Consider the following 26,101-nt stretch of genomic DNA (forward strand, 5'->3'; position numbering starts at 1 on the left):
CCCTCCGAGCGACACGACGCATCCATTCGGATGGACATGGCCAGAGACTTCCTCGCGGACGCGTCCTTCTTCTGGACGCTGCGTGAGCAAGGGCTCCTCGCCCCCGACTACTCTCTTCAAGAGTTCCAAACGGGGCCCGAGCAACGATTGCTCGCGTGCCTGGACGCGTTGCAGCTCGGAGGTCCCCGGGTCACCCGGGAGTTGCTGCTGCCGGCGCTGTCCTCGGACGAGCCAGAGCAGGTGGCCTGTGCAGCCAGCGTCCTCTTGTCGCAGCCCGGGCAGGAGCACCTCGACGCCGTGCTCTCCACGTTGGCGGACGAAGGCGGCGCCAATCCTTCGAGCCAGGGGGCCGCATGGGCACTGGAGCTCCACCCCAGCCCTCGCGCTGTTCCCCAGCTCCTCGCCTTGTTCGACGAAGGCGCCCCCGTCGTGCAGGCACGGGTGATGGACATCCTGACGGCGTGGGGGACGGCTCCTTCCCGGAACCTGGATGAGGCCGTTACGTCGAAGGACAGCGCCCTGGCCCAGGCGGGACTGCGCGCCGCCCGTCGCTTCCCTTCCCGACTGGAACGCGCCGCGCTTCAACGTGCCCTGGAGTCCAACGACGCGGAGGTCCGCAACACGGCGCTGGAGACAGCCTTGCGTCTGGGCCACGGCTCCGCATGGACCGGCTGTGTCGACGCCGTCCGTCGCAAGGATGCAGGCTGGGGGCCCTCCGCGGCGCTCCTCGCGATGGGGGGCGACCCCCAGGATTTGGACCTGCTCCTGAAGGCACTCCAGGAGCCAGCGCTGCGAAAAGAGGCGCTCTGGGCGCTGGGGCTCAGCGGGCGCGTCGCCGCCGTAGGTCCCCTCCTGGAGGCCATGAAGGACGAGTCGGTCGCGCAGGTGGCGGCGGAGGCCTTTTGCGCCATCACCGGCCTCGTCCTCACCGGACCGTTCGTGTCGGAGGCGGAGCCCTGGACCCCCGATACACCTGAAGATGAAGCAGCGCCGCCCCTGGGCCCGGAGCACGCCCTTCCCGTGCCCGCGCCGGAAGCCGTGGCGAACTGGTGGCAGCAGGTCCAGAAGGACTTCTCGCCCCAGGTCCGATACCTCGGCGGGAAGCCCTTCAGCACCGAGACACTCCTCGATGCTCTGATGACAGGCCCCATGCGCAGACGCTCAGCGCTGGCGCTCGAGCTGGCCATCCGGAGCCAGGGCGCATTCCAGCTTCGCGTCCGGGATTGGGCCCCGAGGCAATGGAAGACACTCCAGGCAGCGAAAGCGGGCTTGCAGGGGCGATTGCCGCTGGCGCCATTCCGCGCCTTCTCGCCCTCGACCGTCCTGGCCGACGAGTCCCCCGTCCAAGCGGACGCGCTCTTTCCGCGCGTGGTCTGGCAGCGCCCGCCCCCTCCAGGTGCGCTCGCCATCACGGGCCTGGGGATGGTGTCGTCGCTGGGCGATGGCGTGGTGGGGAGCTGCGCGGCGGCGCGCGTGGGCGTGGCCCGGCCAGGCGCGCTCGAGGACCTCACCTTCGTGGACGAGGACTCGGGTGAGTCGCTCCCCGTGACGGGGCATGCCATCCCGCATCTCACGCAAGGGTACGCGGGCGTGGGGCGCCTGGTGCGGCTGGGAGCGGTTGCCCTGGCGGACCTCCAACACCACTCCGGCATGCAGGCGGGGCCGCGCACGGGCATCTTCCTCAACCTTCCCAGCGGCTTCCTCCTGGAGGCCGCGGAGCGACAGGAGCGAAAGGCCGCCAGCGAAGAGGCGGAGCCCGACGGCGAGGCTGAGGACGCTGATGCATCCTCTGATTTCGACGAAACGCCGCTGCTCGCTGCGACGCTTCGCGAACGCTACGCAGAGACACTCCTGCCCCGGCTGCTCGCGCAGGCCGCCGTACCAGGGGGCGTCACCCAGCAGGCCGTCTTCTTCGGAGACTCCCCCGGCTTCGTCACGGCCCTGCGTGCCGCGGAACGCGCGCTGAGGTCCGGCGCGCTGGACCGATGCATCGTGGGAGGCATCGACAGCATCGTTGAGCTCGAGTGGCTGGACGCGCTGGACGCGCTCCGAATGCTGAAGACGCGCGAGCGGCCCACCGGGCTGATGCCTGGCGAGGGCGCGGCCTTCGTGCTCCTGGAACTCGCGGACGCGGCCTCTCGCCGGGGCACACCGGCCGTCGCCTACGTCGACGCCATGGCTGCGTCCTCCGAACCCGAACACCTGTTCGCAGGCAAGCCGCACGTCGGCGTGGCCCTGTCCTCCGTCATCGCGGAGGTGCTCGGGAGCCTCGAGGACCGTGGCCAGACGACGGGGCTCGTCATCGCGGACCTCGACGGCACCGCGCCCCGCTCCCAGGACTGGGGCTACGCGCAGCTACGACTGAACAGCGCGCCGCTGAAGGAGGCTGTCACCTGGTACCCCGCGGATGCGTGGGGAGGGCTGGGCGCGGCGACCGGTGCCGTCGCGGTCTGCATGGCGGCACGCGGGTTCGCGAGAGGCTACCTACCCACGTCCGGCGTCCTGACCTGGCTCTGGGGATGGAACGGGGAGCGGGCGGCCTTCCACCTGCGGCCGCCCTCCGCGCGCTGAGGCGGACTTCAGCGCGCGAGCCGAGGGAGCATCCGGTACTCGGGGTGGGTCCGCAATCCACGGCCCTCCGCCAGCCGGAGCAGGGCCAGTCCCTCGACGAAGATGTGGCGCTCGGTCTGGAAGCGCTCTGGGTGGGACGGCACGCCCGCGTCCTTGAACTCTCGCGCCCGTTCGACCAGCAACTCTTCTAGCGTCAGGTCGAACGCGTCCTGGTCCGCAGACGCGAGGGCTTCGCACACGGCGAGCCGCGTGGAGCCCGTGTCGGCGGAGCACTGCTGGAAAGCGGCGAGGGCACGCTCGGCCCCAGCGGAGAGCCCCTGGGTTCCCGCGAGCAGGAGTTCGTGGAGGAAGTCCGCGTAACGGAAGTCATCCTCGAACTCGTCTTTCTCCGACCATTGGCGGGGCGAATGCCGGGCGATTTCCTGCGCCAGGCCGGCCTCGCCCGTGGCGAGCGCATCGAACAGCGGATCCGTACGGCTGGCACACGCAAACCGCCCTGGAGTCACGTCCGAACGCGCGTGGGCTTCGACCAGCAAATCCCTGCGGGCGGTGGCGGACTGGCGCAGGCATCTCCGGAAGGCGGGCGTGTCCGCCTCCACCAGCAAGGTGCTGATGGCGGCGATGCGAAGGTACGTAGAGAGCCGCGTCAGGAGCGTCTCTCGCTGGATCGCTGTGAGCGGCTGCTTCAGCCCCTTCTCCAGCTCCTCAACCGCAAAGAACGCATTCTCGCGAATGAAGTCCATCTTCAGCATCGACGAGCTCCCGCTGACGGATCCAACCTCAAGGTGAGTACTCGACTCAGGCCCGCCCGCGGAACTCGGAGCCGAAGTCCTCCATCTCCTGGAACAACACGCCCAGGCAGTCCTCGTCCACGATTCGCTGGCCCAGGTCTTCACGAACCAGGATGAGACTGGTCTGCTCCGCGAGCCGGAAGATCTTCACGTCCTTGGGGATCTTCTTCTCATTGAGGACCAACCGCCGGAAATGCAGCACCTGATTCTTCAGGATGGCGTTCATGCTGAAGTCGGACTTCTTCGCATCCATGCACGCGACCGTCCCCAGCACGTTGGCGATGTAATAGGGCATGGTCAGGACTTTCTTACGGGGCGTCCGGAGACGAATGGGCAGGTATTCGATGGAATCCGCTGGCGTCTCCTGCTCCAGGATGCCCTTGAGCTTTTCGGAGACCACCAGCATCCCGAACGTGTTCGGGATGCTGTCCGTCAGCGTGCTGCCTCCCTCCTTCGACAAGTCGAAGACCAGGCCCTTCGGGAACCATTCCTCACAGCGGACGCCCTCCGTGAGGAGGTAACCGCGCCCATCCAGTTCTTCCTTGCGGGAAGAGTCCAGCCACGCGAAGGACTCATCCTCGTCGTCGTCCACCCAGGGGTAGTAGCTCACGGCAATCCGCTCCACTTCAGCGCTTCTTCGCGATACCCCGCTTCTTCGGAGCGGGCTTGGTGAACAAGTTGATGTTGATGGGGCCTGCCGCGGACACCATGTCCCAGTAATCCGCCTGGAGGCGCATCAACATATCCTTGACGTCTGTCGGAGGATTCCACTCCTTGTGCTTCTTGTCCTTCGCCAGCGCGGAATCCAGCGAATTGCGGACGATGCGCATATCGGCACTCGCCTGTTTCGAATAGGCCGGATGACTCCCCATGTGGTGGGGCAAGCTGTGGAACTCCGAGTCGCGCGCCACGGCGGGGAGGAAGATGATGTTCTCCCCATTGTTGATGTTGTAGTCCACGCCCCGAAGCATCCGCATCTGGTCACTGGTGAAGTTCTTATCGGAGAAGGCCTCCTCCGGAAGCAGATGGTGTGCCTGGTTGATGTACGGGGACTGGCCAATCTTGAAGTTCTGGCCGTGGACAAAGGTGTATCTGCGCGCATGCGTCAGGCTGCCAGGCTTGATTCGCTTGTCCCCGCGCACACGGGTGCCTCGCGCCTGGAGCACACCCTGGATGATCTCAAGGTTCGCGTAGATCTTGTTCCGGCCGCCATTGCCCTTGATGTGCTTGTGGCCTTTGTCCCGATAGTCACGCGAACGCCTGAGCCGGGCCTTCAGCTTGCCCATTCCAGAGAGATGATCTGCCTTCGCCATGCGTGCCCCCGTGGAGCTCAGTTCAACTCAATCTTACCACCGCGGATGAGCTGGAGCCCCGAAGCCCGGCTCTCTACTCGAACCCCTCGAAGAAGGATGGTGCCGTCTCGGCGCAGCGTGATGCTTGCCTCGCCTACACGCAACACGATTTCCTTCTCGGCGCCGAGCACCAGCCGGTCCTCCTTCGGGGTGTCCTTCGCCTCCGGCACAGAGGGCGCCGGAGCACCAGCAGCGCCCTCGGGACGGCTCGCCACCTCGAGCAACTGCTCCAGCAGCGAAGGAGCGCTGGGGGCTTGGGCCAGCGCGACCAGCAGCGGACGTGCGGGGTCACCGTCCTCGAACAGCAGCACGACCTCCCGGCGCTCTTCCACCGCCGAACGCAGTTGCTCGGCCCCGAGCGCGACGAAGCTCCGGGCCGCGACCGGCATGGACGTCGGATTGCCCGCGAAGTCCACCAGCGCCAGCCCCTCCGGATTCACTCCCATGAGCCTGCCAACACGAGCCCCGGTGATGGGCTCCCGGTGAGCGGCGTGGAGCGTCTTCTCGGGCTTGGCGCCATCATCATTCGAGGCCATGGGCCCTCCAATTCGACGTCATGACGCGCAGTGAGACCTTCGCCCCAAGGAGACGGCGGACCTGAACGATATCAGGCCCTTCCCAACCACTCCACCAGCAGCGCCAGGCTACGGCCCACGATAGCGCGCCGGACCTCGGCTCTGTCCCCGGGGAAGACGTGCCGCTCCACCGTCGCCTGTCCTCCCCGCTGGAGCACCGCGAGGTAGGCCAGACCCACGGGCTTTTGCGGCGTGCCGCCTCCGGGTCCCGCGATGCCTGTCTCCACCAGCACCCAGTCCGCCGTGGAGCGCGCCAGGGCGCCGTGGGCCATGGCCTCCACCGCCTCCGCGCTGACGGAGCCATGCGCTTGCAGCAACGCCAGCGGCACGCCGAGCTGCTCCACCTTGGACTCGTACGAGTAGGGAATGAAGCCACGCTCGACCACCGCGGAGGCGCCTGGCACCTCCGTCAACGTCGCGCCCAGCAGTCCTCCCGTGCAGGCCTCCACCAACGCCAGGCGAACACCCGCCGCGCGACACCGCTCCAGCGCCTGCCGCGCCAAGGCCTCCAGGGATGCTTCCGTCATGCGCCCCACTCCATCGCATCCGCGGCAGACCTGCACGCCCAAGAACGGTCGCGCCGTGCGTTCCCGGCCGTGTCCTCGCTCGGGGTGCGGCACCGCGTCCGAACCCACCGTAGCAGCCGAACGTGGAGCCCTGTGGACGAACCAGGGCGGGGGCACCGTCCACGGTCACGCAGTCCGTTGACCGCCATACCCTGGCCACACTCCGGGTGCCCTCGGCGGCGGATTCCTTGACCCATCCGCGCTCGTGCGCAACAGAGTGCCGCCCGTGTCCTGGCGAGCGTGGAAGGTTGGAGTCCTGGCCCTGATGGCCGCGTTCCTGGCAGCCTGTGCGTCCAGGCCGGTGGCCCCTGCCCCGTTGCCAGTCCCCGAACCCGTCGTCACGGGCCCGGTCGCCGAGGCCGAGGCCTATCTGCACGCCTGGGCCGCGGGGGATGTCGCCTCCATGCGGCGCGCGGTCGTCAACCCGCCCGCGTACTTCGAGGTGATGCACCAGCAGTTCCGCGACGGGCTGCGCATCGTCTCCTCCCAATTCGAGCTCGGACCCTTCCAGCGCGATGGCGACGCCCGGGTGGCCACCTACCGCGCAGTGCACCTGCTGCGCGGGCTCGGGGAATGGGAGCTGGATGGCGCGCTGCGCTTCGTCCGCCACCAAGGCCACTGGCGCGTCCAGTGGACTCCCGCCGCGCTGCACCCTGAAGCCCGCGAGGGTGACTTGTTCTCCCGCACCCGCACGGCCCCGCAGCGGGCCGATATTCTCGACGCGAAGGGGACACCGCTCACCCTGCAAGGCGAGGTCATCACCATCGGCGTCGACCCCTCCCGCGTCCGGAACCGTGCGGACGTGGCGGCGGCACTCCAGGCCCAGGCCGGCGTGAGCACCGCGCAGTTCGACGCTGCACTGAACGCGGCGGGCACGGCGACGAGCCGCTTCGTGCCCATCATCGACCTGCCCCCCGAGCGCTACCAACAGGTGCGCCCGGCGCTGGCCCCCGTGCCCGGCATCTTCTTCCGCCGCAAGAGCGCCCGTACTTCGGAGGACGGCTTCGCGGCGCACACCCTGGGCCGCATTGGTGATGTGACGGCCGAGCTGCTGCCCCAGATGGGTCCCACCTACCTGCCTGGAGACCTCGTGGGCCTGTCCGGCCTGGAGCGGGCATACGAGGTCCAACTCGCGGGCAGTCCTTCCGGCGACGTCCTGCTCATGCGCCCCTGGGGCAAGACGCAGGTCCTCTTCCACTTCGAGGGTGAGCCGGGCGCGCCCCTGTCCACCACGTTGCGCCGCGAGGTCCAGGCCGCCGCGGAGGCCGCGCTCGACGGCGTGGCCCACCCCGCGGCCCTCGTCGCCGTCGACAGCGCGACGGGGGCCATCCTCGCCGTCGCCAGCCGGCCGCTCTCGCAGCCGCTGCACCGTGCCCTCACCGGCCGCTACCCGCCCGGGTCCACGTTCAAGGTCGTCACCACGGAGGCGCTGCTCGCCCGAGGCATGCGGGTGGACTCCCCTGTCGCGTGCCCGCCGATGACGATGGTGCGCACCAAACCCTTCCGGAACTTCGAAGGGGAGTCCCTGGGTGACACCACGCTGCGGCAGGTGTTCGCCCACTCGTGCAACACCGCGTTCGTGACGCTCGCGACGGGGCTCGGCGGTGATGCGCTGAGTGCCGCGGCTCGCCGGTTCGGCTTCGATGTGCCCTACTTCCCCGGGCTGACTTCCGCCGGTGCATCATTCCCCACGCCCGCGGATGCCATTGAGCTGGCGGCCGCAGCCATCGGGCAGGGGCGGGTGCTCGCAACGCCCTTGCACATGGCCTCGGTCGCGGCGGCTGCGGAGTCAGGCGAGTGGCGCGCGCCCTATCTTGTCGAAGGGCTGGACGGCGGACCGAGCAGCCTGCTCTCGAACGGCGTCCGGGCGCCTTTGTCCGCGCTGATGCGTGCCGTCGTGATGGAAGGCTCCGGGAAGGCCGGCCGGCAGGTGCCCGGGCTCGGCGGCAAGACAGGCACCGCCGAGTTCGGCACCGTGGCGCCGCTGCCCACGCATGCGTGGTTCATCGGGTTCCGAAAGGGCGTGGGATTCGCTGTCCTGGTGGAAGGCGGGGGCGTGGGAGGGCGCGTCGCCGCGCCCATCGCCGCGAAGTTCGCTGGCGCGCTGTAACGCGCCTGAGAACCCCTCCCGCCGCGCGCCGCCAGCGCTCAGGCTCCGCGACGGCGCAGCGCCACTGCCAGTCCCGCGAACGCCAGCACCACCCACAGCGCCACCGCGCCCGGCCCCGTCGCGTTGCAGCCGCCACCGCCCACGTCCGCGCCGTTATCCCGCGACGTGCCCGCATCCGGCGTCTGCGGCCCGGCGTCCGGGTGCTGCGTACCCGCGTCCGGCGTGCCCGTACCCGCGTCCGGCTGCTTCGTCAGCGTGCTCTCGTCGAAGTACGCGCCACACGCCGGGTCATTCACCCCGGCCGCGCGGTGGTCCAGCGCCAGTGCATAGGCGCCCGCGCCGAAGCCCGCCATGGGTGTGTTGTACTTGTAGGTGCCGTTGAACTCGTCATACGTCTCCGCCACGGCCAGGTAGTTCTTCAGCGACTGGTCCGTCACCCACTTCAGCACGCGGTCAGCACGCGCCGCATCGCCGCCCATGCGCTTGGCCACCGCGCCGCGCAGGCTGACGATGACCCACTCCGCGCTGTCGTACTCGCCACCCCAGGGGCTCATGTCCGCGCCATCCGGGTGGTCATACCGGTCATCGTTGCGCTGCCAGCCCGCACCCGCCGGTGAGGACAGGCGCAGGTCCAGTCCACGATAGGTCGCCTGGGCAATCTTCCCCGCCGGGTCGAACAGCTCGAAGGCGAACGCGTCGAACACCGCCGCGTCCCAGTAGCCTCTGCCCTTCCTCAGTTCCTCCAGGTTCGAGGCCAGCGCGAAGTTGCTGTCCGTCAGCTTCTCCGCCATCGCCCGGCGCAAGGACTCGCCCGCCTGCCGGTAGCGCTGCGCGCGCTCCGTGTCCCCCACCCGCTGCGCCAGCTCCGCCGCGTCACACAGGCCGCGCGCCGCCGTGAGGCTGGTGTACGTCCACGACCGCTGCCGCCCCTTCCAGTGCGTCTCCCAGATGGACGAGTCCGGACGGATGAGCCCCGTCACCGGGTTGATGAGCGCCACCAGCGCGTCCCCCACCTTCGTGGACACCGTGGGCCAGGTCTGGTCCACCAGCGTGGTGTCACCCGTCGTCCGCTCGTAGTGCCGCAGCGCCCACAGGAAGAGACCGAAGCCGTCGAACTCGATGTTCGGCCCCGCCTCGTTGAAGTCCGTCTCCTCCACGCCGAAGCCGTGGTAGCGCGTGAGGGTGATGATGTACGGCGGCATCGAATACGGCTCCAGCTCACGCCAGTGCTGGAAGCGGCCACTGTCCGCGTTGAGGTAGTAGGACAGCCCGTCGCGGGCATCGCTCTGCATGCCCAACGTGGCCATGGCCGCCACCGCGTAGGCCCCGTCCCGAATCCAGGCGTACGTCCACTGCCCGGGCGGCAGGCTCGCCAGCACCGCGCCGTAGCCCGCGTGGCGCACCACGCCTGGCAGCGTCGCCGGCGTTCCGTCAGGCGCCTTGAAGCGCGTGCGGCGCGGCTCGCCATCCCGGGACAGCGACTCGCGCAGGTAAACGTCACGCGAACGCACCTGCGCCATGTGCAGCACCACCGCCGAGTGCCGCAGCAGGGACTCCTCGTCCGCCGACATGCCCGCCGGCACCTTCACCGTGTCCGTCTGGAACGCCGCCCACCGCGCCACTTCCGCGTCCACCAGCGCCTGGGCGCCGGACGCGCCCGCGTACTCCGTCAGCCACTGCCGCACCGTGGCCCCCGCCGCGGGGTCACCATGGTGCGCGAAGGCCACGCCCACCCACCGCTCCGCGCCCGCCGGGATGTCCCCCAGGTTGAACTGGTACGCCGTCGCCCAGCCCGTGCCCGCCGAGGGCTGCGCCGTGAAGTCCCGCAGGTCCTGCCCGCCGCCCCCATTCACCACCGAGTAGGCGTTCTGTGAGCCCGTCGTGGTGGACAGCCACGCCGACTTCCGGGCCACCGTGCCCAGCGGCCGCGCCACCAACACACCCGCGAAGCCCTTCTCCACGAAGTCGTTGCCGCTCAACTCCACCGTCTCGCCATTCTCATCCAGGTCCGCCATCACGCCCGGACGGCCGAAGCCCAGGTGGAAGTTGTGGAGCGAGAAGGCACTCACGCCGGTGACGGCCGACGTGCCGGTGTTGCGCACGCGCAGCGCCATGACGAAGGACGCGTGCGGCAGGCCCTGCGGCGCGAAGACGAACGTCGTCGCCTCCAGCGTTCCCACCCGCTGCACCAGCGCGCCCAGCCCCGTACCGCCCGTCTTCTCCGGCGCCCACGCCGCGTAGCCGCTGGCGTCCCGGTCCGCCTCCTGCGTGCTGAGCCAGCGCTGCGTGCCCCCGGAGCGCAGCCCGAAGAACGCGTCGAAGAGCAGGTCGCGGGAGTGAATCACCTTCGGATGGCCATTCTCGAAGACGTCATTGCCCGCCGCGTCGATGACGGGCTCCTCGGTGGCGAACAGGTGCTCGCGGAAGTGCGTCACCTTGCGCTGCTCCACATCCAACATCACCGCGCCATGCCCGTTGGACGACGGCAGGCGCAGGAAGGAGCGCTGGATGGGGACTTCCGCGCGGGCGCCAGCGCCCACGGCGCACAGCAGCGCGAGGAGCAGCACGGGCGGCTGGCCGCGTCGGTGAGACAGGCGGGGGGTGGGAATCATCCGGCGGATTCTGGGACCCTTCCCGTCTCAGTCCAACGGGTGTGAAACCACCCCTCTTGCTGACCTTCCCGGAAAAGGCTGTTTCGAACGGGGTTTCAGCCGGGCTTCTGGCGCCTCCGCGCAACCACCTGTCGCCACCCTCCTCCCAAGAAATGGGACTCATCACGTACTGACTGGTGACGCGGCACCGGACGACCCACCACCGCCGCAGGGGACCTCATGACTTCGCTCGCCCGGCCCGCGAGGCTGACCTGGCAGAACCGCGGCACCTTCCTTCGCGTCCTGCTGACGCAGGTGCTCTACGTCGCCCCGCTCTTCTGGTTCATGGAGCTGGCGCAGAACGTGGCCTGGCGGTGGATGAATGGGGACTGGGGTTGGGTGTTCCCCAAGTCGCCGTACCACTGGTTCTCCTTCGGGAGCCTCATCCTGTGGGCCGGCTGCGTGGCGCTCCTGTGGAGCCTGCACTTCTTCTGGTTCTACCCGCGTCGCGTGAAGGTCTGGCCGCGGCTGGCCATTGGCGCAGTGGTGTGCTGGGTGGGCGAATGGGTGGGCGGCTACGTCGCGGCCAACGTCTTCAACCATCCGCTCCAGGTGTGGCCCGGCTCACCGCTCGTCTACGTCCACTACAGCGCCCTGTTCTTCTGGGTGAGCAACTGCATCGTCTACCACCTGCTCACCAACGACGTGGTGGACCTCACGCCCGACTACGACGCGCCTCCGACGACGACGCGCGCACAGGTGGCCTGAGACTCACGCGCCCTGGGGCAGCTTCAAGCGCGCGCGGCAGCCCCTGCCCTCGGGGCGGTTCTCCAGGCGCAGGCTGCCTCCGTGGGCCTCCGCGATTTGCCGGCTGAGCGCCAGACCGATGCCGCTGCCCTGGGGCTTGGTGGTGAAGAAGGGCACGAAGAGGTTGCCCGTGTCCGTCATGCCGGGGCCCTCGTCCTCCACCCAGACCTCCACCGCGCCCGGCGACAGCACGGCCCAGGACACCCAGACGTCCCCCACGGCCTCCGGCGCGGACAGCACCGCGTCCACCGCGTTGCGCACCAGGTTGATGAGCAGTTGCTCCAGTTGGTCCACGTCGCCCCGCAGCACCAACCCGGGGCCCGCGCGCACGCCCACCCTCCGGCGCTTCTCCAGCGCGGCCACCCGGCGCACCCACGCGTCCACCTCCACGGCGCCTGGCGTCGGAGGCGGCAACCGCGCGAGGCTGGCGTAGGCGGACATGAAGCGCGCCAGTGATTGGGAGCGACGGGCGACGATGCCCAATCCGCTCTTCGCGTCCTCTTCCCAGTCGGACGGACGCGGCGCCATGAGCAACGTGTCGCGCAGCGCCTCCGCGATGGAGCCGATGGGCGCCAGCGAGTTGTTGATTTCGTGGCTCAGCACCCGCACCAGCCGTTGCCAGGCCTCGCGCTCCTGCTCACGCAATGCCAGCCGCAGGTCCGCGAGCACCACCAACTGGTGCGGCAGGCCGCCCTGCCGGAAGGAGCCTCGCCGCAACTCGTAGGGGCCGCCCTCCTCCGCGAAGGAGCGCGTCAGCCTGCGAGGCACGTCGCCTTCCAGCAGGTCCGTCAGGCCCAGGGCTCCGGCGCCCTTTCCCACCAACTGCGAGCGTGACGCGCCCAGCAGCCGCTCGCCCGCGCGGTTCACCAGCCGCAGCGTGCCCGCCACGTCGAAGGCCAGCACGCCGACGTCAATCTCCTCCATCACCTGCTCCAGGAGCGCGCCCGCCTCCAGCACTCCCAGCCGCTGCTCACGCAGGGTGTCCCCCAGCGCGTTCACCTCCAGCAGCACCTCGCCCAGCGCATCCCCCGCCCGCGCCCCCCGGCCGCGCACGGAGTAGTCCCCTTCGCGCAGGGCGGCCAGCAGGTTGGCCACCGCGTGCAGCGGCCGCATCACCCGTTCGCGCACCAGCAGGCCCACGCCCAGGAAGGTGCCCACCACCAGGGAGGTCAGCGTCCACTGCACCTTGGAAGAGAAGTCCCCCAACCACACCAGCACGAGCGCGGCCACCGAGCCCGGCAGGCCCGCGAGCCACGCGAGCCCGAGCACCTGCAGGTCATGCGGCGGTAGCCGGCGCTCCTCGCTCACCGAGCGCCCTTGATGCCGTAGTACTGGAGCCGCCGGTACAGCGCGCTGCGCGACAGCCCCAGTCCCTTCGCCGCCTCGCTCACGTTGCCTTCGTGCCGCGCCAGCGCCCGCTCGATGAGGTAGCGCTCCACCTCCTCCAGCGTCATCTCCTCCAGCCGCGTCATGCCCTCGCGGCCGGCCCGCTTGAGCAGCAGGTCCTCCTGCGTCACCTCGTCACCCGACGCCATCAGCATCGCGCGCTCCACCGCGTGCTCCAGCTCGCGCACGTTGCCCGGCCACGCATAGGCCAGCAGGGCCTCCAGCGCCTCCGAGGACAACCGGACGTTCGGCCTGCCGTAGCGCCGGCCCTGTTCGGCCAGGAAGTGCGCGGCCAGCAGCGGGATGTCCTCGCGACGCTCGCGCAGGGGCGGCAGTTGCACCTCCACCGTGTTGAGGCGGTACAGCAAATCTTCCCGGAAGCGGCCCTCCGCCACCGCCCGCGACAGGTCCACATTGGTGGCGCTCACCACGCGCACGTCCACCCGCCGCGTCTTCGACGAGCCCACCGGGTGCAGCTCGCCCGTCTGGAGCACGCGCAGCAGCTTGGCCTGCTGCGACAGCGGCATGTTGCCAATCTCGTCCAGGAAGAGCGTGCCGCCGTCCGCCAGCTCGAAGCAGCCGATGCGGTCCGTCTTCGCATCCGTGAAGGCGCCCTTCACGTGGCCGAACAGCTCGCTCTCGAAGACGCCCTCGGACAGGCCGCCGGAGTTGACCGCGACGAAGGCCCGCTCCGAGCGCGTGGAGCCCCCATGAATCAGCCGCGCCACCACCTCCTTGCCCGTGCCGTGCTCGCCCGTCACCAGCACGTTGGCGCCAGACGGCGCCACCCGCTCGATGAGCCGCCGCACCGGCTGCATGGACCGGGACTCGGACACCAGGGCGAGCTGATTGCCCTGCCCCCGGCGCAGGTGCTGGTTCTCCTCCTCCAGCCGGCGGCTGCGCTTCAGCGCCCGGCGCAGCTCCAGCTGGGTGCGCAGCGTGGCCAGCAGGCGCGTGTTGTCCCAGGGCTTCTGCACGTAGTCGCGAGCACCGGCGCGCATGGCCTCCACCGCGCCCTCCACGCTGCCCCACGCCGTCATCACCACCACCGGCAGGGACGCATCCTGCGCGCGGATGCGGCCAAGCAGGTCGATGCCCTCCTGCCCGGAGGTGGTGTCGCGCGCGTAGTTCAGGTCCATCAGGACCAGGTCCACGTCCTCGGCCTCCAGCGTGGCGAGCGCACCCGCGGGCGACTGCGAGGTGACGACGGTGAGTCCGTCCCGCTTGAGGAGCAGCCGGAGGGCCTCCAGGACGTCCGCCTGGTCGTCGGCGACCAGGACACACGGAGGCCGCGCGGCGGCGCTGGGAGCATTCGGGAGGGAGGGGGCGGATTCAGACACGGGGGACACCAATAGGGGGGGGAATGTGCCAGAAACAACCGGCGGCGGTCGCGCGGGAGTTGTGGGCGGCCGGGGACCTCAGGCGCCCTGCAACCAACCATCCGCGAGCTGGATGACGCGGTGGCCGTAGGCGGCGTTCGCCTCCGAGTGCGTCACCTGGATGATGGTGGTGCCGTCCCGGTTGAGGCCCTGGAAGACCTCCATGATTTGCTTCGCCTGCTGCGAATGGAGGTTGCCCGTGGGCTCGTCCGCCAGCAGCACCTTGGGGTTGGCGATGAGCGCCCGGGCGATGCCCACGAGTTGCTGCTGCCCACCGGAGAGCTGCGAGGGGAAGAGGTCCTTCTTCCCCACGAGTTGGAAGCGGTCCAGCATGTCGCCCACCAGGGCCTCGCGCTCGCCGCGCTTGAGGTCGCGGTAGGACAGCGGCACCTCCAGGTTCTCCGCCACCGTCAGGTTGTCCAGCAGGTGGTACTGCTGGAACACGAAGCCGATGGTGCGCCGGGAAAGCTCCCCGCGCGCCTTGGGCTTCATCGCATGTACCGCCTGGCCATCCAGCAGGTACTCGCCCGTCCAGTCCACGTCCAGCATGCCCAGGATGGACAGCAGCGTGGACTTGCCCGCGCCCGAAGGCCCCATCAGCGTGACGAACTCGCCCGGCTGGATGTCCAGGTCGATGCGGCGCAGCACCCAGGCCCGGCCGCCAGCCAGGGGGTAGGACTTCTCGACGTTCCTCAGGGAGATGAGCGGAGATGGCATGTCCGTCTCAGCGGCGCTGTTCGTCCTGGACGATGCGGCCGTCGAAGAGGCTCACCGTGCGGGTGGCCACGCGCGCGTGCGCCGGGTCGTGCGTCACCATGCAGATGGTGGCGCCGCCCTTGTGGAGCTCCGTCAAGAGCTGCATCACCGCCTCGCCGTTCTTCGAGTCCAGGTTGCCCGTGGGCTCGTCCGCCAGGAGGATGAGCGGGTCGCCCGCCACCGCGCGCGCCACCGCCACGCGCTGCTGCTGACCACCGGAGAGCTGCCCCGGCATGTGACGGGCCCGGTGCGCCATGCCCACCTTCTCCAGCGCGCGCTCCACCCGCTGCTTTCGCTCGGCGGCGGGCATGCCCCGGTACGTCAGCGGCAGCTCCACGTTCTCGAACACCGTCAGGTCGCCGATGAGGTTGAAGCTCTGGAAGATGAAGCCGATGTGCCGGTTGCGCACCAGCGCCCGGTCCGTCGCGGACAGGTCCAACACGCTGCGCCCGTCCAGCAGGTAGGCCCCGCGCGTCGCCGTGTCCAGCAGCCCCAGCACCGCCAGCAAGGTGGACTTACCCGAGCCCGACGGGCCGACAATCGCCACCCACTCTCCCTTGCGCACGTTGAGGTGGATGTTGGAGAGCGCGTGCGTCTCCACGTCCTCGGTCTCGAAGACCTTGGTCAGTCCGTCCAGGTGGATGAGCGCCTTGCCGGGCTCCGCGCCCGCGTCCTCCTGCGCCACCGCGCCTTCCGGGGAAGCAGCCGTCTTCGTATCGTTCGTCATCATCGCAGCCTCACCCGCTCCACCGCGTTCCACGCGGTCATGTCTGAAGTCTCCATCGGGCTACTCCGCTCGCAGGGCGATGGCCGGGTCCACGCGCGTGGCCCGGCGCGCCGGAAGCCAGGCGGCCAGCACGGCCACCGTGCCCAGCAGCAACGCCACGCCCGCGAACGTCCACCCGTCGTACGCCGCCACCCCATACAGCATTGCGTCCAGCAGCCGCGCCAATCCCAGCGACAGCCCCAGGCCCAGCACCACGCCCAGCGCGGTGAGCCGCAGGCCCTGCCCCAGCACCAGCGTCAGCACGCGGGTCCGCGAGGCCCCCAACGCCATGCGGATGCCCATCTCCCGCGTGCGCTGCGCCACCGAGTAGCCGATGACGCCGGAGATTCCGAGCGCCGCCAGCAGCAACGCCGTGCCCGCGAACAGGCCCATCAGCAGCGCCGACACCTGGCGGGAGCTGATGGACTCATCCACCAACCGCGTCAGCGGCGCCACCGCGTACAACGCCAGGTTGCCATCCACGGCGCGCAGCTCCGCTTCGATGGCGGTGCGCAGCGCCTCCGGGCTGCCGCCGGACTTCGCCCGGACCGCGAGCGCCAGGAAGGGCGTGGGCACCTTCGCCGCCGGGTAGTACGCGGCGGGCCGCGCGGGCGTATCCAGGCCCCATTCGCGCACGTCGTCCACGATGCCCACCACGGTGGTCCACTGCACCGCGTCCCAGTGCAGCTTCAACCGCTGGCCCAGAGCATCCCCCTGGGGCCAGTAGAGGTCCGCGAAGGTCTTGTTGATGACCACCTGCCAGGGCGCGTCCGGCCCCTCCATCCCGTCTCCCTCCAGGAGGTGTCCCTGGCGCGGGGTGACGCGCAGCGTGCGCAGGTAACCCGGGCTGACGGCGCGGAACTCCACCGCGGGCCAGACTTCATCCGGCGCCCGCGGCCGTCCCTCGATGTCGAAGCTGCTGTCCGAGCGCCCTCCCAGCGGCAGCAGGTTGGTGACCCCCACGGCCTCCACGCCCGGGAGCGCCTGGAGCCGGCCCAACAGCTCCCGCTGGAAGGCCACCTTGTGTGCCGCGTCCGGGTAGCGCGCGGAGGGCAGCACGAGCTTGCCCGTGAGCACGCCCTCGGGCGTGAAGCCCGCGTCCACCGCGCGCAGGGCCAGGAAGCTCTTGGTGAAGAGCCCCGCGCCCACCAGGAGCACCAGCGCCACCGCGACCTGCCCCACCACCAGCCCCGCGCGCATCCGGCCCGAACCATGGCCCTCCGTGCCCCGGCTGCCCTCGCGCATGGCGACGCTCAAGTCCTCCCGGCTGCCATGCAGCGCCGGACCGAGCCCGAAGAGCACGCCCGTGAGGAGGCTCACGCCCATGGTGAACACCAGCGGCCGCGCGTCCAGCCGCACCTGGCTCGCGCGAGGCAGCGCCTCTCCCACCAGTGCCACCAACGCGTCCGTGCCCCACAACGCCAGCAGCATCCCCAGCACCCCGCCCGCCAGGGACAGCACCAGGCTCTCGGTGAGGAACTGCGCCACCAGCCGGCTCCGGCTCGCCCCCAGCGCGGCACGGATGGACACCTCGCGTCCGCGCGCCGCCATCCGAGCCAACAGCAGGTTGGCCACGCTGCTGCACGCCGCCAGCAGCACGAAGCCCACCGCGCCCAGCAGCAGCCACAGCGTGCCGCGCACGTTGCCCACGACCTTTTCGTCCAGCGACGTCACCGAGAAGGACCAACCCACCTTCCGGTACCGCGAGGGGACGGCCTCCTCCATCTCCAGCGCCACGCGCGCCAGGTCCGTGCGCGCCGCGGCCTGCGTCACGCCGGGCTTCAACCGCCCCACCACCGACAGGAACCGGGCGCCGCGCTGGTCCTCCTGCCGCTGTGTCTCGGTGGGCACGAAGGGCACGTACATCTCCGCCCAGGCGGGGTAGGCCACCCCCGCGGGCAACACGCCCACCACCGTGTACGGCTCGCCATCGAGCTGCATCGTCTGGCCCAGCACGTGCGCGTCCCGGGCGAAATGCACGCGCCACGCCGTGTCGGTGAGCACCACCACCCGCTCACGCCCCTGGACGGCCTCCGCCTCCGTGAAGGCGCGGCCGAGCACCGGCGACACGCCCAGCGTGGCGAAGAAGGACGGTGTGGCCGCCACCGCGGCGAGCTGCTGGGGGGTGTCCCTGCCCGTGAGCGTCAGGTTGCCGCCCCGGTAGGCCGCCACCGATTCGAAGGCGCGCGACAGCGTCGCCAGGTCGAAGTACTCCGGCACGGACAGGGAGATGTCCTGGAGCTCGGCCTGCGCGATGTTCCCCTGGAGGTGCACCACCCGCTCGGGCTCCGAGAAGGGCGGCGGCGTGAGGAGCACCCCGTTCACCACGCTGAAGACGGCGCTGTTGGCGCCAATCCCCAGCGCCAGCGCGAGCACCGCCACCAGCGCGAAGCCGGGGCTCTGGCGCAGCGAGCGCAGCGTGTACCGCACGTCACGACGAAGTGCGTCCATCATCGCAGCCGCACCCGCTCCACTGCGTCCCACGCGGCCATGTCCGACAACACCACCTGGTCACCTTCTTGAAGGCCCTGCAGCACCTCCACCGCGTTCACCGAGCCCCGGCCCAGCTGCACCGGCACGCGGACGGCTTCATCACTGCCCGGCATCAAGCGGAAGAGGGCCATGGTGGCATTGGGCTGCGCGCCAGCCGGGCGCCCCACGGACAGCACGTCGCCCAGCCGCTCCAGCTCCACCGTGCCCTCCACCGTCAAATCCGGCCGCGCGCCGCGGGGCAGCTCCGCGGGCAGCGACACCTCCACGCGCACCGTGCCCTGGCTCGCCGCGGGCGCCACCCGCGCCACCTGGCCTTCCACCACGCCGTTGCGGGTGTCCACCAACGCCTTCAGCCCAGGCTGGATGTCGCGCGCCTGCGTCTCCGCGATGCGCAGCTCCGCCTTCAGCCGCTCCGGCTTCACCACCTTGGCCAGCAGCACGCCCGGCGTCACCCACTGCCCCAGCTCCAGCGGCAGGTCCTGGAGCACGCCATCCTCGCCCGCGAGCACCTTCATCGACTCCACCTGCGCGCGGCGGAAGCGGGCCACCGCCTTCAGGCGTTCCACCTGTCCCTGCTGCGCGGTGAGCTGCTCCTTCATGCTGGACGCCACCACCTGGAGCTTCTTGCGCTCCAGCTCCAGGCGACGGCTCAGCTCCGCGGCCTTCTCGCGCGTCTGCTGCATCTCCAGGTCGCCGATATGTGCCTTCTGGTGTAGGGCCTCGTTCGCGGCGGCGCGGCGTCCCGCCTCGGAGGACTCGTTGATGAGCGCCGCCACGGTGGCCTCCTGGGCCAGCCGCTGCGTCTCCAGCTCCATGCGCACCTGGATGAGGTCGGCCTCCACGCTGGCCAGCTGACGCTCGGCCTCCAGGGCCTGGAGCTGCACGTCCGGGTTCGACAGCTCCAACAGGAGCGTGTCCGCCGTCACCGTGGCCCCAGGCCGCACGTGGATGCGCTCCACCCGGCCCGCCGTGTCCGCGGTGAGCCAGCGGATGTACTCCGGCACCAGCGTGCCCGCGCCCTTCACCTGGCGCACCATGGGTCCGCGCTTCACCGTGTCCAACCACACCGAGGCCCGCTCCACCGTGGGCGCAGCCGGGCGCAGCCGTGACAGGCCCACCGTCACCAGCAGGAGCGCGCAGGCTCCACCGATGGCGAGCACCCAGGGCTTGCGACGCGGCTTCTTGGCTTTGGGAATGTCCACGCCCCTGCCCAGAGCGAGGCTCGTGCCAAAGCCATCTCCCACGTCAACCCCCTGGAATTGCTCGGGATGAAGGACTGCCTCGCGAAGGCCGTGCCCACTTGCGGAAAGTGCCGTCCCAGAAGCGGACAGCGGCCGGAAGGGGGTGGAGGCCCCCGGGGGCGCCGGCGCTAAGGTGCGCGCCCATGTCGGCCTCCCTTCTCGAAGTGTTCCTGGACCACGCACACCGCGCGCCCGAGCGGCCCCTGCTGACGTTCGAGCAGGAGCGCTTCACCTACGGGCAGTTCGCCACGCACGTCACGGCCTTCGCCCGGGGCCTCAAGCAGCGCGGGCTCCAGCCGGGGGAGCGGGTGGCGCTCTTCCTGGAGAACAGCGCCCGCTTCGCCATCGCCTACCTGGGTGTGCAGGCCGCGGGCGGCGTGGTGGTGCTGGTCAACACCGCCTACCGGCAGGTGGAGCTGGCCCACATCCTGTCCGACGCGGAGGTCTGCGGCTGCGTCACCGGCGCGGCGGGCGCCGCGGAGCTGGTGCCGCTGCGGGCCCAGCTGCCCTCGCTCCAGTGGCTCCTCACCGTGGAGCGCCCCACCACCGCGCTGCCCGAGTCGCTCACGGAGGTCCCCTTCGACACGCTGCTCGCGGAGGGCACCTCCGCCGCCGCGCCGCTGGTGATGCCGCGTCCGGAGGACCTGGCGGTGCTGGGCTACACCTCTGGCACCACGGGCCGCTCCAAGGGCGCCATGCTGATGCACCGCAACCTGCTGGCCAACGTGCGAGCCGTCACCGAGGCGTGGCGCTGGACGGAGCAGGACCGGCTGCTGCTCACCCTGCCGCTGTTCCACACCCACGGCCTGATGGTGGGCCTGCACGGCACGCTGTTCACCGGCGCCAGCGTGGACCTGCGCCGCCGCTTCAACGCCGCCGAGTCCCTGGCCGCGCTGCGCGATGACGCCTCGCTCACGATGTTCTTCGGCGTGCCCACCATGTACAGCCGCCTGCTGGAGGAGGCCCGCGCGTCACGCGTGAAGCCGCGCGCGCTGCGCCTGTGGGTGTCCGGCTCGGCGCCGCTCAGTCCCCAGCTCTTCGCGGACATCGAGGCGGAGCTGGGCGCCCGCATCCTGGAGCGCTACGGGATGACGGAGACCATCATGAACACCACCAACCCCTACGAGGGCGAGCGCCGCCCCGGCACGGTGGGCGTCCCCTACCCCGGCCAGGAGGCCCGCGTGGTGGACGTGCGCACGCGCCAGCCGCTGCCGCGCGGTGAGACGGGGGAAATCGAGGTCCGGGGCCCCCACGTCTTCGCCGGGTACTGGCGCCGCCAGGACGCCACCACCGAGTCGTTCGACGCGGACGGGTGGTTCCGCACGGGCGACCTGGGGGATGTGGACGCGGACGGCTACCTGCGCATCACCGGGCGGGCGCGCGAGCTCATCATCAGCGGCGGCTTCAACGTGTACCCGCGCGAGGTGGAGGAGGTGCTCGCCATGCACCCGGGCGTCGCGGAGGTCGCGGTGCTGGGCCTGCCTGACGCGGACCTGGGCGAGCAGGTGGTGGCCGTGGTGGTGCCTCACCCGGGGGCGACCCCGCCGGAGTCCCAGTCCCTGGTGGACTGGTGCAAGGACCGGCTCGCCAGCTTCAAGAAGCCGCGCCAGGTCGTCTTCACGGATGCGCTGCCGCGCAATGCGTTGGGCAAGGTGCAGAAGCACCTCCTCCGGGCAGCCCTGGTGACACCCGGCACGCGCGAGTCACGGTGAGCCGCGCGTCCACAGCACGGTTCCGAACAGACGCCGCGCAATTGCGTGGCGTGGGCACCTTGCTGGCCTAGGGTTCGCGCCCTGGACGGAAGGAGCATCGTGTGACGGACACCTCTGAGCGGCCGGACGAACCCGACGCGCGGGTTCCCAGCGGCGTGCCAGGGCTGGACGCGCTCCTGCGCGGCGGCTTTCTTCGCGGGGGCACGTACATCATCACGGGGGCGCCGGGGACGGGGAAGACCATCCTCGGCAACCAGTTCTGCTTCGCCACCGTGGCCCAGGGTGGCCGTGCCATCTACCTCACGGTGCTGGGGGAATCCCACGCGCGGATGATGATGCACTTGCGGAGCATGCGCTTCTTCCACGCGGAAGAGGTCGGCCGCGCGCTGAGCTACGAAAGCGGCTCCGCCGCCCTCAAGGCGGAAGGGCTGGCGGGCCTCAGCAAGCTCATCTTCCGCGCGGTGCGCGAGCACGGCGCCACGGTGCTGGTCGTGGACGGCCTGGTGGCCATGGAGGAGCGCTCCGAGGACCCGCTGAGCTTCCGGGAGTTCCTCCACGGCCTCTGCGTCCACAACGCGCTCGCGGGCTGCACCACGCTGCTGCTCACCGGGCAGCGCGGCGACCCGTCCGACCCACGCTACGCCATGGTGGACGGCGTCGTCGCCCTGGCCCAGGAGCGCGTGGGCGTGAAGTCGGTGCGCCTGGCCGAGGTGACGAAGTTCCGCGGTGGCCCCCAGGTCCCCGGCCGTCACGGCTTCGAGATTTCCGATAACGGCCTGTCCATCCATCCCCGCATCGAAGCCCTCCACACGCGGCTGCCCACGCGCACGCCCTCGACGGACGCGCGGCTCACCTTCGGCATCCCCGCGCTGGACGAGATGCTCTTCGGCGGCCTGGTGCGGGATTCGTCCACGCTGGTGGCGGGCCCGCCCGGCAGCGGCAAGACGCAGCTGGGGCTGCACTTCCTGGCGGAGGGCGCACGCCGGCAAGAGCCCGGGCTGTACCTCGGCTTCGTGGAGACGCCGGCCCGGCTGGTCAACAAGGCGGAGCGGCTGGGGCTGGGGCTGGGCGGACCTGTGGACGCGGGCCGGGTCCACCTGGTGACCCGCGTGGCGGCGGAGACGCAACCGGACGCGCTGGCCGAAGAGCTGTTCGGGTGGGTGAAACAACACGGCATCCAGCGGCTGGTGCTGGACGGACTGGAGTCCTTCTGTCAGGAACTCACGGACTCCGAGCGCACGCCCCGCTTCCTCGCCGCCCTCATGCACGAACTGCTCAACCTGGGCGTCACCTCGCTGGTCCTCCAACAGACGCGCGCGCTCGCCGCACCGGAGGCGGACGCGCGGCTGGACGTGGAGGCGCTCGTCGACAACGTCCTGGTGCTGCGGATGGTGGCGCTGCGCTCGCGGCACTACCGCGTGCTCTCCGTGCTGAAGGCGCGGGAGAGCGAGCATGACACGGCCCAGCGCCTGTTCTCCATGACGCCTCGGGGCATCGAAGTCGCGGCGGACAGTGAGGGCGCGGAGGCCCTCTTCAACGGGCAGGCCCCGTCTCACGCGGCGCCCCCGCGGAAGCCGAAACGCAAGACAGGGAGCAAACCGGTCCGGCGCGGCAAGCCGTCCCGGCGTGGGGGGCGTGGCGTATGAAGCGGCTTCTCATCGTGGACGACGAGCTGGCCATCGTCGAGGCCCTCCAGGACATCCTGTCCGTGGAGGGCTACGACATCGACACCGCCTTCAACGGCGCCGAAGGCCTGCACCGCATGGCGGACGCGAAGCCGGACCTGGTGCTGCTGGACTTGATGATGCCCGTCATGGACGGCCGGGAGATGCTGCGCCGCATGCGCGAGGACGCCGGCCTGCGAGGCATCCCCGTGGTGGTGATGAGCGCCGGCCGCATCTCCGACGAGGAGCGCCGCTCCAGCGCGCGCTTCCTCGCCAAGCCCTTCGAGCTGGACGTGCTGCTCGACACCATCGCCGAGCTGCTCGTCGAGCCCCAGCCCAACGCCTAGGCCGGCGTCCCGCGGAAGAGGGTGTCGCGGTAGTACTGCAGCTCAGAGATGCTGGCGCGCACGTCCGCCAGGGCGGTGTGCCCGCTGGGCGCCTTGCGCGGCTCCACCAGGTTCGGATACCAGGCGCGCGTCAACACCTTGAGGCTCGTCACGTCCACCATGCGGTAGTGCAGATAGCGCTCCAGCAGCGGCATGTAGCGAATCAGGAAGCGCCGGTCGGTGTGGATGGAGTTGCCGGCGAGGATGCCCTCGCCCAGGGCGCAGTGCTCGGTGACGAGCGCCATCACGTCCCGCTCCGCCACGCGCAGCGAGGTGTTGGAGGCACGCACCTTCTCCAGGAGCCCGTTGCGGGTGTGCATCTCCCGGACGACGGGCTCCATGCGAAGGAGCGACTCCTCCGGCTGCCAGATGACGCGCTCAATCTCCGCGAGGGGCCGCAAATCCGGACCGGTGATGATGACGCCCACCTCGATGATGGAACACGTCTCCGGGTCCAACCCGGTCATCTCCAGGTCCAGCCACACGAAGCGCTGCTCACTCGAAATCATGCGTCGGACCCTACCAGCCCGCGCGTATGCCCGGGGCGTTCATTGCTCCATGTCCGTGTGGACATCCACATCCGAAGCCAGTGTCCGGTGCACCGGGCAGCGGTCCGCGATGGCCACCAGCGCCGCGCGCTGCGCGTCCGTCAGCGGGCCCTCCAGCCTCACCGTGCGTTGCAGCCGGTCCATCTTCCCGTCCTTCGTCTCGCACTCCTCGCACGCCTTCGCGTGCACCTTCTCGTGGCTCAGCCGCACGTGGACATGCTCCAGCGGCCAGCCCTTGCGCGCCGCGTAGAGCCGCAGCGTCATCGCGGTGCACGCCCCCAGCGCGGCCGTCAGCAGTCCGTAGGGCGTGGGGCCGGTGTCCTCGCCGCCCACCGACAGCGGCTCATCCGAGCGCAGCCGGTGCGCCCCCACGCGGATGTCCTGGGCGAAGCGACCCTCACCCGCCTCGTGGACCTCCACCACGCCCGGGGGCAGGGGCGCCTCACGCTCCCGCACCGGTGTCACCTGCCGCGCGGCCCACACCCCCAGCACGTCGGCGGCATGGCCCGCGTCCGCGTCGTGGGACAGGAAGTGGTCCGCGCCCTCCAGCAGCATCAGGCTGGCCGGACGGCGGGCCATGGCCATCCACCGCCGGGCGTGCTCGAGCGGCACGTACCGGTCCGCCGGCGAATGCAGCACCAGCAGCTCGCCCGGAAAGGCGTTCAGCGCCCGCCGCAGGTGCGCCGCGTCGATGCCCTGGAGGAAGCGGCGCGTGAGGCGCAGACGGCCCGGCCCGAAGTCGAGCTCGCCCTCACCCGCCTCCCGCGCGGTGGAAGACAGCCGTTCGAGCAACGGTCCACCGCCCACCGGCGCATTCACCAGCGCCAGCGCGGCCACCTCCGAAAGCCGGGGCAGCGCCGCGGCCGCCGCCGTGCCGCCCAGGCTGTGCCCCACCAGCAGGCGCACCGGCGGGTAGCGCTCCCGCAGCCACGCCGCCGCGGCCTCCACCGCCTCCACCGAGGGCACCGTGTCCGGCCGCGTCCCGGCAGCCGCGGGCGCGGTGAAGTCCAGCGACAGCACCGCGAAGCCGCGGGCCACCAGCGCGTGGGCCAGCCGGGAAGGTGCCGGTGATGGCCCCAGGCACGCGAAGCACCCCACCCGCACCGCGCTGGCCACGGGCCTGCCGGGGGGTAGGTCCAGCCGCGCCGTCACCACCGAGCCCTCCGCGCCTCGCAGCGCCACGTCCCGCGCGCCCATGCGTCACAGCTCCACTTCGCACTCAGCCGTCCACAGGCCATCCGCGCCCTGGGACACACGCGTGTCCACCAGCGACACGCCCCGCACGTCTCGCGCGAAGGGGTGGCGCTCCCGGTCCAACGGCTCACCGAAGGCGTGGCCGAAGAGGCGCGTGCCGTCCATGCGCACCGCGAAGCACCGGAAACACAGGCGGCGCGCCGCCATCTTTTGGACGATGGCGCGCAGCCAGTCCGCCAGCAGCCGCTCCGGCGCCGTCGCCTCGCACACCAGCTCCACCTCCTCGCGCACCTCCACCGAGGCGGGGTCCACCACCAGCGCGCACAACGCCACCGCGGCCTGCTCGAAGGCCTCTTCCAGCGAGCGCCCCCGTCCCCGCACCACGCGCTCCGAGCCGCGGGTGAGGTGCTCCCACCGAGGCATCGCCTCGCGCGCCGCCGACGCCTGCCCCGTCTCCATGACACCTCCTTCGTTGGTATGTCCCGACGCCAGACTCACGCGCGCGCCTCCGCGCCGACGCCGCCGAGGAAGCGGAGGAACCACGCGGCGGCCTGCCGGGCCACCTGCTCCAGCGCGCCGGGCTCCTCGAAGAGGTGCGTGGCCCCCGGGATGATTTGGATGCCCTTCAGGCCCTCCAGCCGCGCGAGCGACGCCTCGTTCAGCTCCAGCACGCCCACGTCCTGCCCGCCGACGAGCAGCAGCGTGGGCGCCTGCACGCGGGGCAACACCGGTCCGGCCAGGTCGGGCCGCCCGCCACGCGACACCACGGCGTGGATGAGGTCCGGATGCAGGGCCGCCGCGACGAGCGCCGCCGCGGCGCCGGTGCTGGAGCCGAAGTAGCCCATGCGCAGCACGGCCAGCGCCGGCTGCCGCTGCGCCCATTCCGTCACCGCCGCCAACCGCCGGGCGAGGAACGGGATGTCGAAGCGCAGCTCCCCGGTGCGCGCGTCCCCCACCTCCTCCGCTTCGCTCAGCAGGTCGAACAGCAGCGTGGCCAGCCCCTGCGCGCGCAGCGCACGCGCCACCGCGCGGTTGCGGGGACTGAAGCGGCTGCTGCCGCTGCCATGGGCGAAGATGACCAGGCCTCGCGCGCCGTCCGGGATGCCCAGGCTGCCCCCCAGCAACACGTCGCCCACCTGGACCTGCACCTCCCGGACATCCGGGTCCGTATTTCCTCCCTGCCACATGTCGTCCGTGCCTCCTTGTCTGTCTC

General features: G+C 70.7%; 22 protein-coding genes. 6 read left to right on the forward strand and 16 right to left on the reverse strand.

Annotation, left to right across the window (positions count from 1 at the left end; translation table 11 throughout):
- Positions 1-36: 36 nt before the first annotated feature.
- The gene (locus BHS09_RS36705; protein ID WP_161605195.1) at positions 37-2,571 is read left to right on the forward strand and encodes a TIGR02270 family protein; all 2,535 of its coding nucleotides are present in this window, start codon (positions 37-39) and stop codon (positions 2,569-2,571) included.
- 8 nt (positions 2,572-2,579) lie between these two features.
- Here the strand turns inward: BHS09_RS36705 and BHS09_RS36710 are convergent, their stop codons facing one another.
- The 5 genes from BHS09_RS36710 to BHS09_RS36730 all read right to left on the reverse strand — a co-directional run bounded on the left by BHS09_RS36710 (position 2,580) and on the right by BHS09_RS36730 (position 5,816).
- Positions 2,580-3,323, reverse strand: a complete 744-nt coding sequence (locus BHS09_RS36710; protein ID WP_140795988.1) for an Imm49 family immunity protein — start codon at positions 3,321-3,323, stop codon at positions 2,580-2,582.
- Positions 3,324-3,369: 46 nt separating this feature from the next.
- The gene (locus tag BHS09_RS36715; protein ID WP_140795989.1) at positions 3,370-3,972 is read right to left on the reverse strand and encodes an imm11 family protein; all 603 of its coding nucleotides are present in this window, start codon (positions 3,970-3,972) and stop codon (positions 3,370-3,372) included.
- Between the two features lie 16 nt (positions 3,973-3,988).
- Positions 3,989-4,675 carry an AHH domain-containing protein gene (locus tag BHS09_RS36720; RefSeq protein ID WP_140795990.1) on the reverse strand — a complete coding sequence of 229 codons (687 nt, stop codon included), beginning with the start codon at positions 4,673-4,675 and terminating at the stop codon, positions 3,989-3,991.
- Between the two features lie 17 nt (positions 4,676-4,692).
- On the reverse strand, positions 4,693-5,250 hold the full coding sequence (locus BHS09_RS36725) for a DUF6484 domain-containing protein (protein WP_140800396.1): 558 nt from the start codon (positions 5,248-5,250) through the stop codon (positions 4,693-4,695).
- A gap of 71 nt (positions 5,251-5,321) precedes the next feature.
- Entirely contained in the window at positions 5,322-5,816 is a 495-nt protein-coding gene (locus BHS09_RS36730) for a CinA family protein (RefSeq protein WP_140795992.1), read from the reverse strand.
- Positions 5,817-6,120: 304 nt separating this feature from the next.
- Between BHS09_RS36730 and BHS09_RS36735 the strand changes: the two genes are divergently transcribed.
- The gene (locus BHS09_RS36735) at positions 6,121-7,965 is read left to right on the forward strand and encodes a penicillin-binding transpeptidase domain-containing protein (RefSeq protein ID WP_237080057.1); all 1,845 of its coding nucleotides are present in this window, start codon (positions 6,121-6,123) and stop codon (positions 7,963-7,965) included.
- 38 nt (positions 7,966-8,003) lie between these two features.
- On the opposite strand, the gene BHS09_RS36740 is transcribed toward BHS09_RS36735, so the two are convergent.
- Positions 8,004-10,577, reverse strand: a complete 2,574-nt coding sequence (locus BHS09_RS36740) for a glycoside hydrolase family 15 protein (RefSeq protein WP_140800398.1) — start codon at positions 10,575-10,577, stop codon at positions 8,004-8,006.
- 219 nt (positions 10,578-10,796) lie between these two features.
- Between BHS09_RS36740 and BHS09_RS36745 the strand changes: the two genes are divergently transcribed.
- A complete protein-coding gene (locus BHS09_RS36745) occupies positions 10,797-11,324 on the forward strand; it encodes a hypothetical protein (protein ID WP_140800399.1) in 528 nt (175 codons plus the stop codon).
- Positions 11,325-11,327: 3 nt separating this feature from the next.
- On the opposite strand, the gene BHS09_RS36750 is transcribed toward BHS09_RS36745, so the two are convergent.
- The 6 genes from BHS09_RS36750 to BHS09_RS36775 form a co-directional block, all read right to left on the reverse strand.
- Positions 11,328-12,671 carry a sensor histidine kinase gene (locus tag BHS09_RS36750; RefSeq protein WP_140800400.1) on the reverse strand — a complete coding sequence of 448 codons (1,344 nt, stop codon included), beginning with the start codon at positions 12,669-12,671 and terminating at the stop codon, positions 11,328-11,330.
- The gene (locus tag BHS09_RS36755; RefSeq protein WP_237077824.1) at positions 12,668-14,089 is read right to left on the reverse strand and encodes a sigma-54-dependent transcriptional regulator; all 1,422 of its coding nucleotides are present in this window, start codon (positions 14,087-14,089) and stop codon (positions 12,668-12,670) included. Before BHS09_RS36755 ends, BHS09_RS36750 begins: the two co-directional genes overlap by 4 nt.
- 78 nt (positions 14,090-14,167) lie before the next feature.
- Positions 14,168-14,845, reverse strand: coding sequence for an ABC transporter ATP-binding protein (locus tag BHS09_RS36760; RefSeq protein WP_011557063.1), 678 nt, complete (start codon positions 14,843-14,845; stop codon positions 14,168-14,170).
- A 7-nt stretch (positions 14,846-14,852) separates the two neighbouring features.
- The gene (locus BHS09_RS36765; RefSeq protein WP_020478064.1) at positions 14,853-15,614 is read right to left on the reverse strand and encodes an ABC transporter ATP-binding protein; all 762 of its coding nucleotides are present in this window, start codon (positions 15,612-15,614) and stop codon (positions 14,853-14,855) included.
- A 57-nt stretch (positions 15,615-15,671) separates the two neighbouring features.
- Entirely contained in the window at positions 15,672-18,101 is a 2,430-nt protein-coding gene (locus tag BHS09_RS36770) for an ABC transporter permease (RefSeq protein WP_174260665.1), read from the reverse strand.
- Positions 18,101-19,345, reverse strand: a complete 1,245-nt coding sequence (locus BHS09_RS36775; protein ID WP_140796000.1) for an HlyD family secretion protein — start codon at positions 19,343-19,345, stop codon at positions 18,101-18,103. The genes BHS09_RS36770 and BHS09_RS36775 overlap by 1 nt, the downstream gene beginning before the upstream one ends.
- 182 nt (positions 19,346-19,527) lie before the next feature.
- Here BHS09_RS36775 and BHS09_RS36780 point away from each other — a divergent pair, with 182 nt between their 5' ends.
- From BHS09_RS36780 to BHS09_RS36790, 3 genes are all read left to right on the forward strand, one after another.
- A complete protein-coding gene (locus tag BHS09_RS36780) occupies positions 19,528-21,096 on the forward strand; it encodes an AMP-binding protein (RefSeq protein ID WP_140800402.1) in 1,569 nt (522 codons plus the stop codon).
- 101 nt (positions 21,097-21,197) lie between these two features.
- Positions 21,198-22,742: an ATPase domain-containing protein gene (locus BHS09_RS36785; protein WP_140796002.1), complete on the forward strand. Its 1,545-nt coding sequence runs from the start codon at positions 21,198-21,200 to the stop codon at positions 22,740-22,742.
- Complete coding sequence (locus tag BHS09_RS36790) at positions 22,739-23,107, forward strand: response regulator (RefSeq protein ID WP_140796003.1); 369 nt, start codon at positions 22,739-22,741, stop codon at positions 23,105-23,107. The genes BHS09_RS36785 and BHS09_RS36790 overlap by 4 nt, the downstream gene beginning before the upstream one ends.
- Here the strand turns inward: BHS09_RS36790 and orn are convergent.
- Genes orn through BHS09_RS39070 form a run of 4 tightly spaced genes read right to left on the reverse strand, consistent with a single transcriptional unit; the run spans position 23,104 to position 26,075 of the window.
- On the reverse strand, positions 23,104-23,655 hold the full coding sequence (gene orn, locus BHS09_RS36795) for an oligoribonuclease (RefSeq protein WP_140796004.1): 552 nt from the start codon (positions 23,653-23,655) through the stop codon (positions 23,104-23,106). The two genes, BHS09_RS36790 and orn, sit on opposite strands and share 4 nt — an antisense overlap.
- Positions 23,656-23,694: 39 nt before the next feature.
- Entirely contained in the window at positions 23,695-24,891 is a 1,197-nt protein-coding gene (locus BHS09_RS36800) for a bifunctional alpha/beta hydrolase/OsmC family protein (protein ID WP_140796005.1), read from the reverse strand.
- A gap of 3 nt (positions 24,892-24,894) precedes the next feature.
- Entirely contained in the window at positions 24,895-25,347 is a 453-nt protein-coding gene (locus tag BHS09_RS36805) for an archease (protein WP_237077825.1), read from the reverse strand.
- Positions 25,348-25,382: 35 nt separating this feature from the next.
- Positions 25,383-26,075, reverse strand: coding sequence for a dienelactone hydrolase family protein (locus BHS09_RS39070; RefSeq protein ID WP_140796007.1), 693 nt, complete (start codon positions 26,073-26,075; stop codon positions 25,383-25,385).
- Between the last annotated feature and the right edge of the window lie 26 nt (positions 26,076-26,101).

The sequence above is a fragment of the Myxococcus xanthus genome, assembly GCF_006402735.1.
Classification (GTDB): domain Bacteria; phylum Myxococcota; class Myxococcia; order Myxococcales; family Myxococcaceae; genus Myxococcus; species Myxococcus xanthus_A.